This window comes from Methylophaga sp. UBA2689, from assembly GCA_002354555.1.
GTDB lineage: Bacteria > Pseudomonadota > Gammaproteobacteria > Nitrosococcales > Methylophagaceae > Methylophaga.
In genome coordinates this window covers 29,240-43,924 of record DELT01000068.1, presented here as the reverse complement: position 1 = coordinate 43,924, position 14,685 = coordinate 29,240, and the positions used below count along the sequence as shown (strand labels likewise).

Below are 14,685 nucleotides of genomic sequence, written 5' to 3'. Positions count from 1 at the left end.
TGGACTTTCATAAGCTAGACATAAAACTTTATGTTCATAAAACAACAGTATGTTTCACATAATGTCGAATACTGGAAGTGCAAAGTATTAATTTTTTTAGTTTGGACTTAATTGAACAATGCAACACCAAAAGATCATCAAAATCATTCCATATTTTGGTCAGTGGCCAGAATGGTTCGAGTTGTATATAGAAAGTTGCAAAAAAAATCCTCAAATGAATTGGCTTTTTTACACTGACTGCGGTGAGCCGGTGAATCAGAGCCCCAATGTAAGATATATCCATCTGTCTTTTGAAGAATATAAATGCTTGGTAAGCGATCGTTTAGCCATCAATTTTAATCCTTCAAGTCCTTATAAGTTGTGTGATTTGAAACCCGCCTTGGGATTTATCCATGAATCCGATATCAAGGATTATGATTTTTTTGCGGTGGGTGATGTCGACATCATTTATGGTCAGATAAGAAACTTTATTACCGACGAGTTACTGCAAAAATATGATGTTATCGGCACACATAACCGCAGACTATCCGGCCATCTCGCCATTTTCCGTAATACCGATCGATATCGTCAGGCGTTTCGTAAAATCCCGAATTGGCAGAAGTTAATGGAGATGGACGAACATATCGGATTGGATGAATCAAAATTTTCCAAACTGTTTGTTCGCCATAAAAATCATCCAGTATGGTTACGTAAGGTGTGGTCTTACAGTTCACGTTATCAAAGACGGGTTTTATATAAAGAACAGTTTAGTACCGTTCTCTCACCAATTATGTGGATTGATGGAAGCTCGGAGCATCCCCAGCAATGGTTCTGGAAAGATGGTCATTTAACCAATGATAGAGATAACAGGGAATTTATGTATCTCCACTTCATGAACTGGAAATCGAATCGCTGGTTACCCAAAAATCTGCGTGATACACCAGCAGCATGGACTTCACTGGATAAATTGGTGCAAATCGATATCGAGCAAGCTCGTAAAAATGGTTTTCAGATCTCCCCGCAAGGCTTTACTCCAATTAATCCCGTCAATCTGAAAGGTTAAATGGTCTCACGGCCTCTACGCTTGATATACTGAACAACATTTTTACGCAACTCGAAGATAATTTATGATCGTTTTAGGCCTTTCCGGCGCGGTAAATCATGACGCCTCAGCTGCTTTATATATTGATGGAAAACTGGTGGCGGCTGCAGAAGAAGAGCGCTTCCTCCGTGACAAACATGCCAAGGGCAAGATGGCTTATGAAGCTACCAGATATTGTCTTGAGCAGGCAGGTATCCGTCCCGATGAAATCGATATTGTGGCGTTTCCTTACGCGCAGATTGGTCTGCAATCGCCGGCTCGCTGGCACTATGCCAAACGCCACTGGTACGCGCCTGACAGAGCATTAACTGCTTTATTCTCCGGTAATCGTCGTTACTGGCGTAATCATAAAAACGTGATGAAACTGCTGGATGATTTAGGCATTGATTCCAAACGTGTCAAATTTGTCCCGGTTGAACATCATCTGGCCCATGCCAGCAGTGCCTATCATCTAAGTGGTTTTCAGGAAAAAACTGCGATTATTGGCATTGATGGTAAAGGTGAATATGCCACGACGTTTTTTGGTTATGGCGAAAACGGCAAAATTCACAAAATCAAAGAATTCTTCGACCCTGATTCTCTCGGCGGCGTTTATGGTGCGATGACTGAATATCTCGGTTTTGAAATGCTTGATGGCGAATTTAAAGTTATGGGCATGGCACCGTATGGTGATCCGAACCGGTTTGATTTTTCACGTTTGATTCATTGTGAAAATGGCGAATTCAAGGTTAATACCAAGCTGGTCAACACCGTTGGCTTTCGCCGTTATAAAAAAGATGGCAAAGGTTATTTCTTCAGCCCGGAACTCATCGAATGGCTTGGCCCGATGCGTGAAGGCGATGAGAAAGATGAACCTTACATAGATTACGCCGCCAGTATTCAGGCGTTGCTGGAAAAATGTGCGCTGCATCTGATTGACTATTATCTTGGCGATATCATTCGTGAAACTGGGAAAGTGGCCTATGCTGGTGGGGTTGCGCTTAACGTAAAACTGAATCAACGCATTATCGCTATGCCCGGCGTCAAAGAACTGTTTGTACAACCGGCTTCCAGTGATGCCGGTACGGCGATTGGTGCTGCCAGTTATGCTTCACAACTGGCTGGGGTTCCAGTGGAGAAAATGGAGCATGTTTATCTTGGTCCCTCCTATACCACCCAACAGTGTGTTGAAGCCTGTGAGCGTTATACGCAACCTGTTAGCTGGCAATATTTAAATGATGTCTGTGCTGACACGGCAAAAATTCTGGCTGATGGTAATCCGGTTGCCTGGTTTCAGGGACGGATGGAATTTGGTCCTCGTGCATTAGGTAATCGCAGCATTCTGGGGTCGCCAAATCATTCCGGGGTGGCAGATCGAATTAATGCCCAAATCAAATACCGTGAACGCTGGCGTCCATTCTGCCCAAGTATGCTGGACAAAGTGGCGCCGGAAATTCTACAGACCGATCATCCAAGCCCGTACATGACCTTTACCTTTGATGTGGCAGAAAGCTGGAAATCACGAATTCCGGAAGTCGTGCATGAAGATGGTACCGCCCGGGCTCAAATTGTGACTCGTGCTACTAATGCACGTTATTACGAACTGATTGAAGAAATGGAAAAACTGACCGGCAATGCGGTGGTGTTGAATACCTCATTGAATCGTCGTGGTGAACCTATGGTCTGCAGCCCAACGGATGCGTTAAATATGTTCTTCGGTTCGGATCTGCAATATCTGGTGATGGAAGATATTCTGATCACCAAAGTTTAACTATTACACATAATTTTTTTGGTAATTTTTTCAATTTCTTTAATTGAAATAAATGGTCGCCAGATATGTTCGCCACCAAATTTTAATGTAATCATTGGTGAAACAACATTCCCCACCTTATAACCTGGACGCCATACGAAGTTTTTATTTTTACGAGTAATAGTTATGGTGGAAATACCGAGCATTGCAGCAAGGTGCCCTCCTCCCGAATCGTTGCTAATAACAACCTTAGCTGATCGCAGGTACTCTATTAAATCTGCGATTAGCTCAAAACTTTTAACATTTATATTCTCAAATTTAGCTTCTAGCTGTTCTCTTTCATGGGGCATAACAACAATATCCACTTGAAACCCCATCCCAATAAGATTTGTTGCAAGTTTATTAAAGCCTTTAATAGAAAAGTTCTTTTTTGGATTTGGCGTAGTTGGAAAAATCACCACTAAATTTTTAACTTGCTTTGGCTGATGGAAAGTAACTGCAGGTAACAATGAGTCGGCTTTAACACCTAATACCTCCACCCCATACTCATCAACCCAGTCAACCATACTTCTGGTGCTGTTTTTATCCAAACAAAGTGGACGGTTGGTAAAAGTACCTGATGATTGAGAAATTAAGTCTTTATTTGAAAAAGTTTTAGTTGGAAGGCTTTTAGAATAATTCTTTGAAGTGAACAGTAGTATATTTTTCGAAACTCCTAAATCGGCCAAATGATCTTTTACCCACGGCGACAATACGTCCAGAAGGATCAGATCGTATGATGGCATCATGACAGCAGGATTCGTTGGCAATGCGCTCAGCTTAAGCCAAGGAAAATTTAAAGCAGCTGAAGTAATTAAATTTGCAAACAACGTTACTTCGCAACCACTTTTAGTCAGATTTTGTGCTAATCGCAAACAAATGGTCACATCACCAAGAGCAGGGAACGGAACAATTGCTATTCTTTTAACTGATTGCATGTATTGAAATTTTCTTGAATTATTTTGTAAATATATTGGCTTACTGCTTTATAGCTAACATTTCTATCAACTCCGCAGCCCGCTGTGGCATGCTGTACAAATCATGTGTGGCGGCATAATCCAAGGCATTTTGTGACAACTGTTGCAGGCATTGTTTATCGAGCATTTTAGCCAACTGTTGTGTAAAAGCTGATGTATCTTCCGGCTGGTCGATACATTCACCGCCGTTCGAGTCTTTTACATAGTTGGCATAACCACAGGCAGTGCTGACCATACTTGGCAGGCCAGCCACCATGGCTTCCAGAATCACGGTCCCGGTATTTTCAGAACGTGCTGGGTGTAAAAACACATCGGCCGACAGTAGCCATTTTGCTACATCATCGCGTCCGCCCATAAAGTGGGTACGCTCACTGACATCGAGCTTATGCGCCAGTTGTTCAAATGGTTTGGCATTATCTTCACCTACCACATATAAATGTGTGTTTTCACGTAAAGCCTGTGGTAGAGAGGCCATAGCTTCAATGGCAAAATCAGCGCCTTTGCGTTTAAAACCTGAGCCTATCATCAGCAGTAAAAAGTCATCATCATTTAACGATAACTGTTGGCGAAATTGTTGACGTTGCATCTGCCAGTCATAGGGCCGTACGCGATCCGGATCGATACCGGGTGGCAGATCAACCAGCCTTTCCGGTGGTGTCTGATAATACTGTTCAAACAGTTTGCGCTGTACCGATGAGATCATCATCGATACGGTGTGGCTTTGTGGTCCAAAAACTGCCCTTTCCCAGGCTTCGTAAAATCTTACCCGGCCAAAAAACTGTTTAACGATATAGCTTGGCTCTTGCCTGACCCGTGCCAGATAACAAGGGTCAGCAGCGTAATACAGATCCAGACCAGGCATTTTGTTAAAACCAATCACCAGATCATAATTTCCAGCGGCGATTAGTGGCTGCGATTTATTATAAAAATCCCGTACTTTGGCATGATTTGTCAGACCTGAAACCTTAATCGGAATTTGGTTAAAACCGGGAATGGGATCGCCTTGCCATTCAATGTAATACACATCGATTTTATCTCCGGCATCACGGCGAATTTCCAGAATCCGCCGAAAATCCCGTGCTAGGCCGCCATAGGCAAAATATTTATACAGGCATACCGCCAGCTTCATAAATTCGTTCCGTTTAACACTATTTTGTTGCCTTATGCTTTGATCGCTTTGGTTAACAGATGACGAGTTTCGCCTACTGGCCAATTGCGTAAAAATCGCTGCTGATCCTCTTTATGAAAACGCTTGAAACCGGTTTTTGTGATTTGCCGCATCGCGTCCAAATCAATCAACCAGATTTTTTGCTGATTATCGACCAGCCAATTGGTGGCTTTTAAATCACCATGATAAATATGATGGCAACGCAATTGCTCAAATAATTCACTGATTTGCTGCAGCATTTCAGGTTGCTGAATTTCCGAGTCCGACAAGTCTGCCAACGAACAACCGGCAATATGCTCACAGATAAAATAGGCTTTCTGTCGCAGCCCGAAAAACCGCTGTTCAACAAATCCGAGTGGTTGCGGTGTGGCAATTCCCAGAAATTCCAGCAGATTGGCATTGTACCAGGACACATTGGCACGACTTTTACGCAGACAACGTCGTAAGAAATGCCATGGCGTTTTCATGTTGTAACGCTTGATAACCACCGGCTGCTCTGCCAGTTCACTTTTGACCACGGTAGCAGAGTTACCTTTTTTCAAAGAGATTCCATCTTGCATGGCTTGATTTAATAACGTTAATGGCTGCTCTGCTAAAGCGGTAGATAAATTGCCACGCCATGCAGCCTCAATCATCAGTGATTTTTGATAACGGGTCATGGTGCAGGATCGAAACTGTTTTTTCAGATAATGCGTTTGCCGGTAGTCGCGGGCTTTTTTGATCTTGCCGAGTAATTGCTGCTCAACGATAGGATCGAGCGGCATATTTCTCGCCGAAAAATAAGCAGGTAAGCCATCCAACATCCATTCCTGTTGCTCCAATGGAAACTGTGCCATCAGCCGTGCCAGATTATTTAGACAAGTCGCCATTTTTAGCGGTTTTTTCGGACAAATCACTGAAGCCAAATCCAAGAGATACAAGATGTTATTGGAAAACACAAAGTTATCCAGGTGCGGATCCTGCTGATAGCACTGGTTTTGATGGCAACGGCCAAACAAATCAAATAAGGCCGTCAGCGGAAATGTCTCTTCTGACAAAGCATTCAACGTCACCGCTTTAGGTAAAAAAGCATAGACGATAAAACTGATGCCCTGCTGATCGTCGGCGTTGTTCAAAATCGGCGCAACGGCAATATCGGCCTGGCTACAATGTTGATGCGCTTTCAATTCACGTTGATATTCCTGCTGACCTTTGCCCTGCGCGGCAAATAACTTGAGCACAAATTCGCCACTATCGTTGCTGGCATGTAAAACAATTCGCCGCCCGGCCAGAAAACGTAATACCGACAGAATTTGATATTTTGTGCCGCCCAGTTCTAACTCAATTGGAAAAGCGGCAGGTAATTCTTTTAATAAACTTTGAGCAGTCAACATGACCATTATTCCGCCAGCAACTTCTGTGCGCGACGTTCAACTTCACGCCATAAATCAGCCTGATCTTTTAGCAATGTGCGTAGTGGCAAGCCTGAATAAATCTGCATAAAGCGTAATTTATCCCGTTTCGTCAAAGACACTCTGGAAGCCGAAAAATAAAGACTTCCAAGATCTTTTATCTGCCAGCGTTTCGGTGTTTTATGTCTAATAGTCGCACGGTGCAAATCAATCAGATAAACCGGCGTGTTGTCATCGAAGGTATTGTTTTCGGCAAAGCGTTCATCCAGCAGAAAGTGACACAGATAAAAATCGCGGTGATTCATACCGTTTTTATGCATGGTACCCGCCATATTGGCCAGCTTGCGGATCAGCGCCTGTTTGGTGGCAAAACTCGGTGGCCGTTGTTGCCATTGTTCGCCAACGTATTCCAGGCTCATGGTATTAATCAGATCATCGGTAATCACAAACGAACGTATTGTCGCCGGATTAATGCCCTTTTTGCCATAACCCGCCAGCGTCATGGTTTCGATGCCGTGTTTTTCCAGAAAATGTATCGCCTGCCATTCATTACGCGCACTGATGATCGGCAAACGCAGCTGTAACAGATTTTTGATGATTTCCGCCCAACCGACACCTTGATGATATTTCAGAAAATACGAGCGGTCATTCAGCTCAAAGCGCAATGTCCTACGGCCCTCTTTATCACGAAAGATCTCACCATTGGTGCTGGCCACAGCATCAAACACCGGCTTATCGCCCCAGGCCTGAGCCAAATCTTGTCGCAAATAACAGGAATTCTTTTTCATTAAGGCCATCTAAAGGCTATGCCAAGCAGTGAGTTGTGCGAACGCGCACAGCGTTTTGTTACACTGTTTGCAGGAAACCACAAATACTACCACCAGAGCCGAAATGAGGTAAGCCGTGTCATTTAAATCCACCTTGCAACGCCACCAGAAGATGATTGAAAGCTTGTTTGATATGGAGCCTCAATTAAATGATTTACTGGCCCTTATCAGCGACTGCGTGCTGAATGACAATAAAGTGTTGTTCTTCGGCAATGGCGGCAGTGCTTCTGATGCCCAGCATCTGGCCGCGGAATTTGTGATTCGTTATAAAGAAGATCGCAGACCACTGGCCGCAATTGCGCTGACCACCGACACCTCGATTCTAACCGCGCACAGTAACGATTACAGTTTTGAAACCGTATTTGATCGACAAATTCAGGCGCTGGCCCGACCCGGCGATGTGGCGATTGGTTTATCGACTTCCGGTAACAGTGCCAATATCATCAACGGCATTAACACCGCGAAAAAAGCCGGTTGTGCAACGATTGCCTTTACCGGCCAAAGTGGCGGACAACTCAAAGCCATTGCTGATCATTGTGTCTGTGTCGCCGATACCGAAACCGCCCGAGTTCAGGAAGGCCATATCCTGATTGGTCACTGGTTGTGTGAAGCTCTGGACGAGAAACTCAGCAAAGCATGAGTCAAAACATCATCACAGCAGACGTCGTTATTGTTGGCGCCGGCATTGCCGGATTATGGCTGCATAACCGGCTGAGCCAGTTGGGTTATCACTGTCTGCTGCTGGAAAACCAGAAAATTGGTCATGCCCAGACGCTGAGTGCTCAAGGCATTATCCATGGCGGTAGCAAATATGCTTTAAACGGCATTTTATCCAACGCCGCACAAACCATCAGCGGTATGCCCGCCCGCTGGAAAGCCTGTCTGCAAGGTAAAGGCGAAATTGATTTATCCAGCGTCAACGTGTTTACCGAACATCAACTGCTCTGGTCCACCCAAAGCCTGTCTTCCAAAATGGTGTCATTCTTTGCCAGCAAAGCGCTGCAAAGCCGAATGCAGAATATTCCCAAATCAGAGCGCAGTGGCTTGTTTGCCGATGAAGGTTTTAAAGGCGCGTTATACCAGTTGGATGAACCTGTACTGGATGTTGGCAGTTTGCTTAAAGCCTTAATCAAGCCTTATGCCGCAACGATTTTAAAAACACCGGATATCGCGCCCGAATGGCTAAAACAGGATGGCCAAATCACTGCCATGCGGTTTGGTGATGAACTGGAAATTAAGGCGCAGCAGTTTGTACTGACTTCCGGTGAAGGCACGGGTGAAATGTTAAAAAGCCTGCAACTGACCCGACCCAAAATGCAGAAACGGCCGTTGCAAATGCTGCTCTGCAAAGCCAAAGATCCGGCTAATCCTTTACCGCAAATTTATGCTCATGGTCTTGGCAGTGGCAGCAAACCGATCGCCACCATCAGCAGCCATCCGGATAAAACCGGCAATATCGTCTGGTACCTCGGCGGTAATATTGCGGAAGAAGGTGTCGGCAAAGATCCTGATAGTTTGATTGAGGAAGCACGCGCTTTACTTAAACAAATCCTGCCGTGGTTTACCCTGCCGGAACTGGAATGGACTACGCATAACGTCAATCGCGCCGAACCCAAACAAAGCGGTTTTGCGCGTCCCGATAGCGCCTATGTCAGCAGTCATAAAAATCTGCATATTGCCTGGCCGACCAAGTTAGCTTTATCACCCGATCTGGCCGATAAAGTTATCGAAGCGCTGGCAAAACAAAATGTGAAAAAAACAGCCCACCCAGAACAGCATATTTTGCCCCTGGCACAACTGGCTGAACCACTCTGGGATCGGGCATTTACAAAATGAATAAACTGCCAAAAAAAACCATTCCCGGCACCGGGCTGGATGTTTCGGTACTGGGACTCGGCACCGTCAAACTGGGACGTGATAAAGGCGTTAAATACCCCGAAGCGTTTACTATTCCCGATGATGAAGCCGCACTCGCCTTGCTGCAACAAGCCTGGGATTTAGGCATTAATCTGATTGATACCGCACCCGCCTACGGCAACAGTGAACAACGTCTCGGCGAGTTATTGCCACAACTGCCACATGACTGGATTATCTGCTCCAAAGCCGGTGAACAGTTTGATGCCGACAGCGGCGACTCACATTTCGATTTTTCGCGCGATGCGATTATTAGAAGTGTTGAACAAAGCCTGCAACGTCTCAACCGCGAGATGATTGATATTGTATTGATTCACTCCGATGGTAACGATGTGCCGATCATCGAACAGCATCGGGCACTGGAAACCCTCAATGAACTAAAACAACAAGGTCTGATAACAGCGACCGGCATCTCCAGCAAAACCGTCGACGGTGGCCTGCTCGCCCTGCAACAGTCCGATATCGTCATGGTCACCCACAACCTCGCCTATCAGGACGAACAAATCGTGATTGATACGGCCAACCAGCTCAATAAAGCCATCTTTATCAAAAAAGCCTTTGCCAGTGGGCATTTGCCTACCAACTCGACCAAAGACAGCGTCAGTGCCAGCTTTGAAATGCTCTTTGCTAATCCGGCAGTGGCCAGTGTGGTTGTTGGGACGATTAATCCGGTGCATCTGGCTGACAATGTGGCTAAGGCTATTGCTGCGTTTTATAAAAATTAACCACAGAGACACAGAGGGCACGGAGGTTTTTGGGGTTTAAATATTTATCCGCAGATTACGCAGATGGGCGCAGATTTAGCTTTAAATATATGAATTATTTTTTGCTTTACAGCTTCTTGTTACTTGATAGGAACAGTTAATGAAACTATTGAAGAATATGGAAAGTTTAATAATTTTTTTCGTTACGATAGTTTCTGTAACTGTCATAACGTTCTACTCATTAGCTTACTTTACTTTCAATTGGACTATTTCAAAAAATCCTTCTGACTGGGGAGTATTTGGTGATTTTTTTGGTGGGATTTTAAACCCTTTAATAGCCATAGCTGCATTAATAACACTTATTAGAGCTGTAAAACTTCAAAAATCAGAATTTCTAGCTACTCGCAATCATTTAGAAAATGAAGCAAAAAAAATGAGCTATATCGACTAATTTCCGGCTTGGAACAAAAAATTGAATCACATTTGCAAATCGAAGTTAAAAATGATGCTGGTGAAGAAGTACTTACTTTTGGCCCTCTAAATCAATTTTTGAAACCGGGATGGGCTCCGCCCAATAAAACATTCGTATCTTTAGGAAATTCTAATTTATGTACTTCTCTTAAGGACTATTCTGCTCAGATACTAAATTTGATATTAAAACTGGAAGATTTATTAAAAGAATATGATTCATTAAGCGGTGGAGAATCAGTGGTAGCTCAACATTTTATGGGGCTGTATCAAAAAACAAAGGAAGCATGCCAAGATCTAATCGGGGAAAGCAAGGTAGGTTAGGTAGAGCTTGCGAAACCCAACATTTTGGCTTGAATTTTCGATATCTGTTGGGTTTCATTGCATTCAACCAACCTACCAAATTGTCTGATAAACCACGGATAGATTCCTTTGAAACCTCTGTGCCCTCTGTATCTCTGTGGTCTATTTATCTAAATGAATAATCTGCGTCCATTTGCGTAATCTGCGGATAAATTGCTTTTATCTATCCTGATGGATCTTATTCACTATCGCCGTAGTAGAGCAGTTTTCGGTTAAGCCCATCACTCTCACTTCACCACCGTAACCTTCAACGATTTCCCAGCCAACGACGCCTTTTTTATCGTAATCGCCGCCTTTAACCAGGATATCGGGCTGGATTTCTCTGAGTAGGTCTTCCGGAGTATCACCTTCAAAGACGGTAACCCAATCCACATCGGCCAGCCCTGCCAACACGATCTGACGGCGATCCGCGGTATTAATCGGACGACCTTTGCCTTTAAGTTTGGTGACGGATTCATCGGAGTTAATGGCAACAATTAATCTATCGCCCTGGGCGCGCGCCTGATGCAGATAGCTGACATGACCGGCATGCAGAATATCGAAACAGCCGTTGGTAAAAACAATTTTCTCGCCACGTTTTTTGGCTTGATCAACCGCAATTTTTAATTGTTCAACGGTGACCGCACCAGCAAAGGAATGATCACTTTGATTTGTGCCCTGATGACGTTGATATTCGGCAAACAGTTCGGGTTCGCTGACAGTGGATGTGCCCAGTTTGCTGACCACAATACTGGCAGCGACATTGGCTAAGGTCACGGCTTGTTGCAAAGATTGTCCGGCGGCCAGTGCTGCTGCCAAGGTGGCAATCACGGTGTCCCCGGCTCCGGTGACATCGGCAACTTCTTTGGCAATCGCCGGTAGATGGAATTCGTTGTTGTCATTGGTGATCAACGACATGCCCTGTTCACTACGGGTGATCAATACCGCTTTAATATCAAAGTCGGCAATCAGCTTTTTGGCTTTCTCAATCAGGTCGGCTTCTGATTGAATTTCGCCCGTCACCGTTTCAAATTCGGTGAGATTGGGGGTGATTAAATCCGCACCACGATATTTACTGAAATCATTGCCTTTTGGATCGACCAGCACGGTCATAGCATTGGCTTTTGCCAGCTTAATCCACTGCTGTGGATCATGCAGCGTGCCTTTGTCGTAATCTGACAAAACCATTACTCCACCATAAACCAGCAATGGTGTGACTTTGTCAGCCATCCCAACAGCGCTTTCTAAGGTAAATCGGCTTTCAAAATCCATCCGTAGCAGTTGCTGATGCGCGCTGATAATGCGGGATTTTATGATGGTGGGGTGTTGTGAGGTTTGATGAAACGCACACTCAATGCTGACCGAACGCAGTCGCTCTTCTAACACCTGCGCGGCTTCATCCTGACCAGTAATGCCTGACAAACTGCAGTTGGCACCGAGTGAAGCAATATTCATCGCTACATTGGCGGCACCGCCCGGAATATCTTCCAATCGCTCAACATTCACTACTGGCACAGGCGCTTCAGGAGAAATACGCTTGGTTTTACCAAAATAGAAGCGGTCCAGCATCAAATCGCCTATTACGACGACATTGGCCTGCCGAAAATCCGGGAATGCATTTTTCATAACGTTTGATTTATTGATTAGAGAAAGCGGTTATTGTGCGGCTAAAAGTGGTTGCAGTCCATGCCAAACCATTTCCGGTGTCATTTCGGTCATACACACTGGTTCGCCATTGCGTGAGGCGGGTAACGGGCATTTGCGTTTATAGCATGGGGCGCAGTTAAACTCACTGACCAGATGCTGCTGATGTTTGCCATAGGTGCCAATCAGCGCTGTGTCTGTCGCACCATACAATGTTAACGCAGGCGTTCCAGCCACAGCAGCAAGATGTGCCAGTCCGGTATCACTGCACACCGCACCTGCCGAGTGGTGCATAATCGCCGCAATATCGTTCAGGCCTAAACGTGGTAACGCAAATGCCATTGCATCAACTGAAGCGATCTGTTGAGCACGCAGATATTCTTCATTATTGCCACAGGGTAATAATACGGAAAAACCCTCAGATCGCGCCTGTAAAACCAATTGCTGCCAGAAATTAATCGGCCAGAGTTTGGTCAACCAACTGGCATTGTGCACAAACATCAGATAACGCTCGGGTAAGGCAAACTCGAGCTCCGGTAACGGATATTTACTGAAATTCGCCGCATATTTGGCGAGTGTTTTGGGGAGTGGATAATCCAGTGCCTGTGACAGGATCTGCCGCATCCGATCCACGGCATGTTGCTGTGGATTAACCGTTATCGGGTATTGATAAGCCAGATGGGCCGGTCGTTCACGACAGGATTGTTTATCCAGACCATAGACCGGGCCGCGGCGTAACTTACTGACCAACGCGCTTTTCAGATTATTCTGCATATCGACAACAGCATCATAATCGTCCAGATTCAGTTCCCGATAGAACTGGCGTAATTCACCACCGGTCAGCGTTTGCCAGGCGGATTTCTTCCAGCGTCGATGCGAGGTGGTAATAACTTTACGAACATTGGGATGCCATTTGGGCACTTCGGCAAAGGCTTCATCCACCACCCAGTCAAATTCAATACCGGGAAAAGCTTTTGCTGCATCGGTTAACGCCGGTAAGGCATGCATTAAATCGCCCATGGAGGTGAGCTTGATAATTAATACTTTCATAAACGGAAAAACACCTGATGGAATAACATCAAGCGTTTTGCAAAATATTTAAAGATAATGGGTTATGGCGATGCTGCTGCAGGATTTTCAGAAATGCATCGGGGTTTTTAATCTGTGTCATTTCACCTTCACGAGGGAAAAGCTGATCCTGCAGGCGTGACAGCCAGAAACGTAATGCTGCCGCACGGCACACCAGATTCCAGTTGGACTGTTCGGCTTCATTGAGTTGCCGACGTTGTAGATAAGCGTTCATCAAACGCTGATAGCGTTCGTTATCAATCAACCCTTGTTCATTGACACACCAGTCATTGACCACTACTGCCAGGTCATAAATCAGAAACTCATCGCAGGCATAGTAAAAATCAATAATGCCCTGCAGCTCATTGTCGACAAACAACGCGTTGTCACGGAACAAATCGGAATGGGTGACACCCCATGGTAATTGCAGGTCACTGTAAGGACTTTGGAAATCCAGTTCGGCTTTGAGCATTTCTGCCTGCTCTGCAGACATGTGTGGCAACAAGGTATCGGCCATCGATTCACGCCAGTCTGCACCGCGTTCTGTGGCACGGCGATGTTTAAATTTCTGCCCGACAAGATGCATCTGCCCCAGCATATCACCGATCGCTTCACATTGACCCAGCGTGGCAAGCTCATCAACTGTATGACCCGCAAGACGCATCACCAGCGCTGCTGGACGTCCACACAAGGACTTGAGGTAATTACCTTGTCTATCTTCGGCAGGATGCGCGGAAGGAATGCCGTGCTTGAAGAAAAACGTCATGACTTCCAGAAAATAATCCAGTTCGGCAAATTCATGCTGTTCGAACAGCGTAAGCACAAACTCGCCCTGATCGGTGGTCACAAAATAATTAGTATTTTCGATTCCAGCAGAAATGCCCTGATAATCAATCAGATTACCAACGGCATACTCGCCGAGGAACGCCATTAATTCATCGCGCCCGACTTCGGTATAAACAGACATGAAAATCTCAGTTAACGGGAGTTTTTGTTACCATTCCAACAGGATCCAGTTCGGCACTTCCGGATTGGCAAGGTTATGTTTTTGGGTTTCAAGTGAACCATCGCCATCAGTATCCATCAGGTAGTAGGATGGACCGATATCCGGGGTGATTTTGATCATGTAAAGCTGACCGTTGGCGCGGTATTCTTCAATGGTGCGATCTTCTTCCTGGATAATGGTGATTTCAGGTTCAATGCTTTCGCCATCCTGTAACGTAGGCGGCACAACAGGCGGTTCAGATAAATCAGGACCCGCAGCCCCAGCCCAGGCACTTCCTGTGAACATTGCGCTGATTGCGCATACAATGGCGAACGGTTTTAACATGAC

General features: G+C 45.3%; 15 protein-coding genes. 7 read left to right on the top strand and 8 right to left on the bottom strand.

The window, feature by feature from the left end:
* Positions 1–118: 118 nt before the first annotated feature.
* Together B3M51_RS08175 and B3M51_RS08170 are read left to right on the top strand one after the other, a co-directional pair.
* Entirely contained in the window at positions 119–1,042 is a 924-nt protein-coding gene (locus tag B3M51_RS08175) for a DUF6625 family protein (protein WP_339776543.1), read from the top strand.
* A 64-nt stretch (positions 1,043–1,106) separates the two neighbouring features.
* Positions 1,107–2,831, top strand: a complete 1,725-nt coding sequence (locus B3M51_RS08170) for a carbamoyltransferase family protein (RefSeq protein ID WP_292758189.1) — start codon at positions 1,107–1,109, stop codon at positions 2,829–2,831.
* On the opposite strand, the gene B3M51_RS08165 is transcribed toward B3M51_RS08170, so the two are convergent.
* From B3M51_RS08165 to rfaP, 4 genes are read right to left on the bottom strand one after another with little or no spacing between them, the layout of a single operon-like run.
* Positions 2,828–3,787 (bottom strand): glycosyltransferase family 9 protein, encoded by a 960-nt coding sequence (locus B3M51_RS08165; protein ID WP_014707625.1) that lies wholly within the window; start codon positions 3,785–3,787, stop codon positions 2,828–2,830. The genes B3M51_RS08170 and B3M51_RS08165 overlap by 4 nt on opposite strands.
* Before the next feature lie 40 nt (positions 3,788–3,827).
* The gene (locus B3M51_RS08160) at positions 3,828–4,955 is read right to left on the bottom strand and encodes a glycosyltransferase family 4 protein (protein WP_292758186.1); all 1,128 of its coding nucleotides are present in this window, start codon (positions 4,953–4,955) and stop codon (positions 3,828–3,830) included.
* A gap of 32 nt (positions 4,956–4,987) precedes the next feature.
* On the bottom strand, positions 4,988–6,367 hold the full coding sequence (locus B3M51_RS08155; protein ID WP_292758184.1) for a lipopolysaccharide kinase InaA family protein: 1,380 nt from the start codon (positions 6,365–6,367) through the stop codon (positions 4,988–4,990).
* A gap of 5 nt (positions 6,368–6,372) precedes the next feature.
* Positions 6,373–7,173, bottom strand: a complete 801-nt coding sequence (gene rfaP, locus B3M51_RS08150) for a lipopolysaccharide core heptose(I) kinase RfaP (protein ID WP_292758182.1) — start codon at positions 7,171–7,173, stop codon at positions 6,373–6,375.
* Positions 7,174–7,288: 115 nt separating this feature from the next.
* Here rfaP and B3M51_RS08145 point away from each other — a divergent pair, with 115 nt between their 5' ends.
* The 5 genes from B3M51_RS08145 (at position 7,289) to B3M51_RS08125 (ending at position 10,622) form a co-directional block, all read left to right on the top strand.
* Positions 7,289–7,852, top strand: a complete 564-nt coding sequence (locus tag B3M51_RS08145; protein WP_292758180.1) for a D-sedoheptulose-7-phosphate isomerase — start codon at positions 7,289–7,291, stop codon at positions 7,850–7,852.
* Positions 7,849–9,048, top strand: coding sequence for an FAD-dependent oxidoreductase (locus B3M51_RS08140; RefSeq protein WP_292758178.1), 1,200 nt, complete (start codon positions 7,849–7,851; stop codon positions 9,046–9,048). The genes B3M51_RS08145 and B3M51_RS08140 overlap by 4 nt, the downstream gene beginning before the upstream one ends.
* Complete coding sequence (locus tag B3M51_RS08135; protein ID WP_292758176.1) at positions 9,045–9,851, top strand: aldo/keto reductase; 807 nt, start codon at positions 9,045–9,047, stop codon at positions 9,849–9,851. The genes B3M51_RS08140 and B3M51_RS08135 overlap by 4 nt, the downstream gene beginning before the upstream one ends.
* 139 nt (positions 9,852–9,990) lie before the next feature.
* Entirely contained in the window at positions 9,991–10,281 is a 291-nt protein-coding gene (locus B3M51_RS08130; protein WP_292758174.1) for a hypothetical protein, read from the top strand.
* An 8-nt stretch (positions 10,282–10,289) separates the two neighbouring features.
* A complete protein-coding gene (locus B3M51_RS08125; protein ID WP_292758172.1) occupies positions 10,290–10,622 on the top strand; it encodes a hypothetical protein in 333 nt (110 codons plus the stop codon).
* Between the two features lie 198 nt (positions 10,623–10,820).
* Here B3M51_RS08125 and hldE read toward each other — a convergent pair whose 3' ends face one another.
* From hldE to B3M51_RS08105, 4 genes are read right to left on the bottom strand one after another with little or no spacing between them, the layout of a single operon-like run.
* Positions 10,821–12,266 (bottom strand): bifunctional D-glycero-beta-D-manno-heptose-7-phosphate kinase/D-glycero-beta-D-manno-heptose 1-phosphate adenylyltransferase HldE, encoded by a 1,446-nt coding sequence (gene hldE / locus B3M51_RS08120; RefSeq protein ID WP_292758170.1) that lies wholly within the window; start codon positions 12,264–12,266, stop codon positions 10,821–10,823.
* 30 nt (positions 12,267–12,296) lie between these two features.
* Positions 12,297–13,334, bottom strand: coding sequence for a lipopolysaccharide heptosyltransferase I (waaC, locus tag B3M51_RS08115; protein ID WP_292758168.1), 1,038 nt, complete (start codon positions 13,332–13,334; stop codon positions 12,297–12,299).
* Between the two features lie 28 nt (positions 13,335–13,362).
* A complete protein-coding gene (locus tag B3M51_RS08110; protein WP_292758166.1) occupies positions 13,363–14,319 on the bottom strand; it encodes a homoserine kinase in 957 nt (318 codons plus the stop codon).
* A gap of 27 nt (positions 14,320–14,346) precedes the next feature.
* Positions 14,347–14,682: a DUF2782 domain-containing protein gene (locus B3M51_RS08105; RefSeq protein ID WP_292356097.1), complete on the bottom strand. Its 336-nt coding sequence runs from the start codon at positions 14,680–14,682 to the stop codon at positions 14,347–14,349.
* Positions 14,683–14,685: the final 3 nt, after the last annotated feature.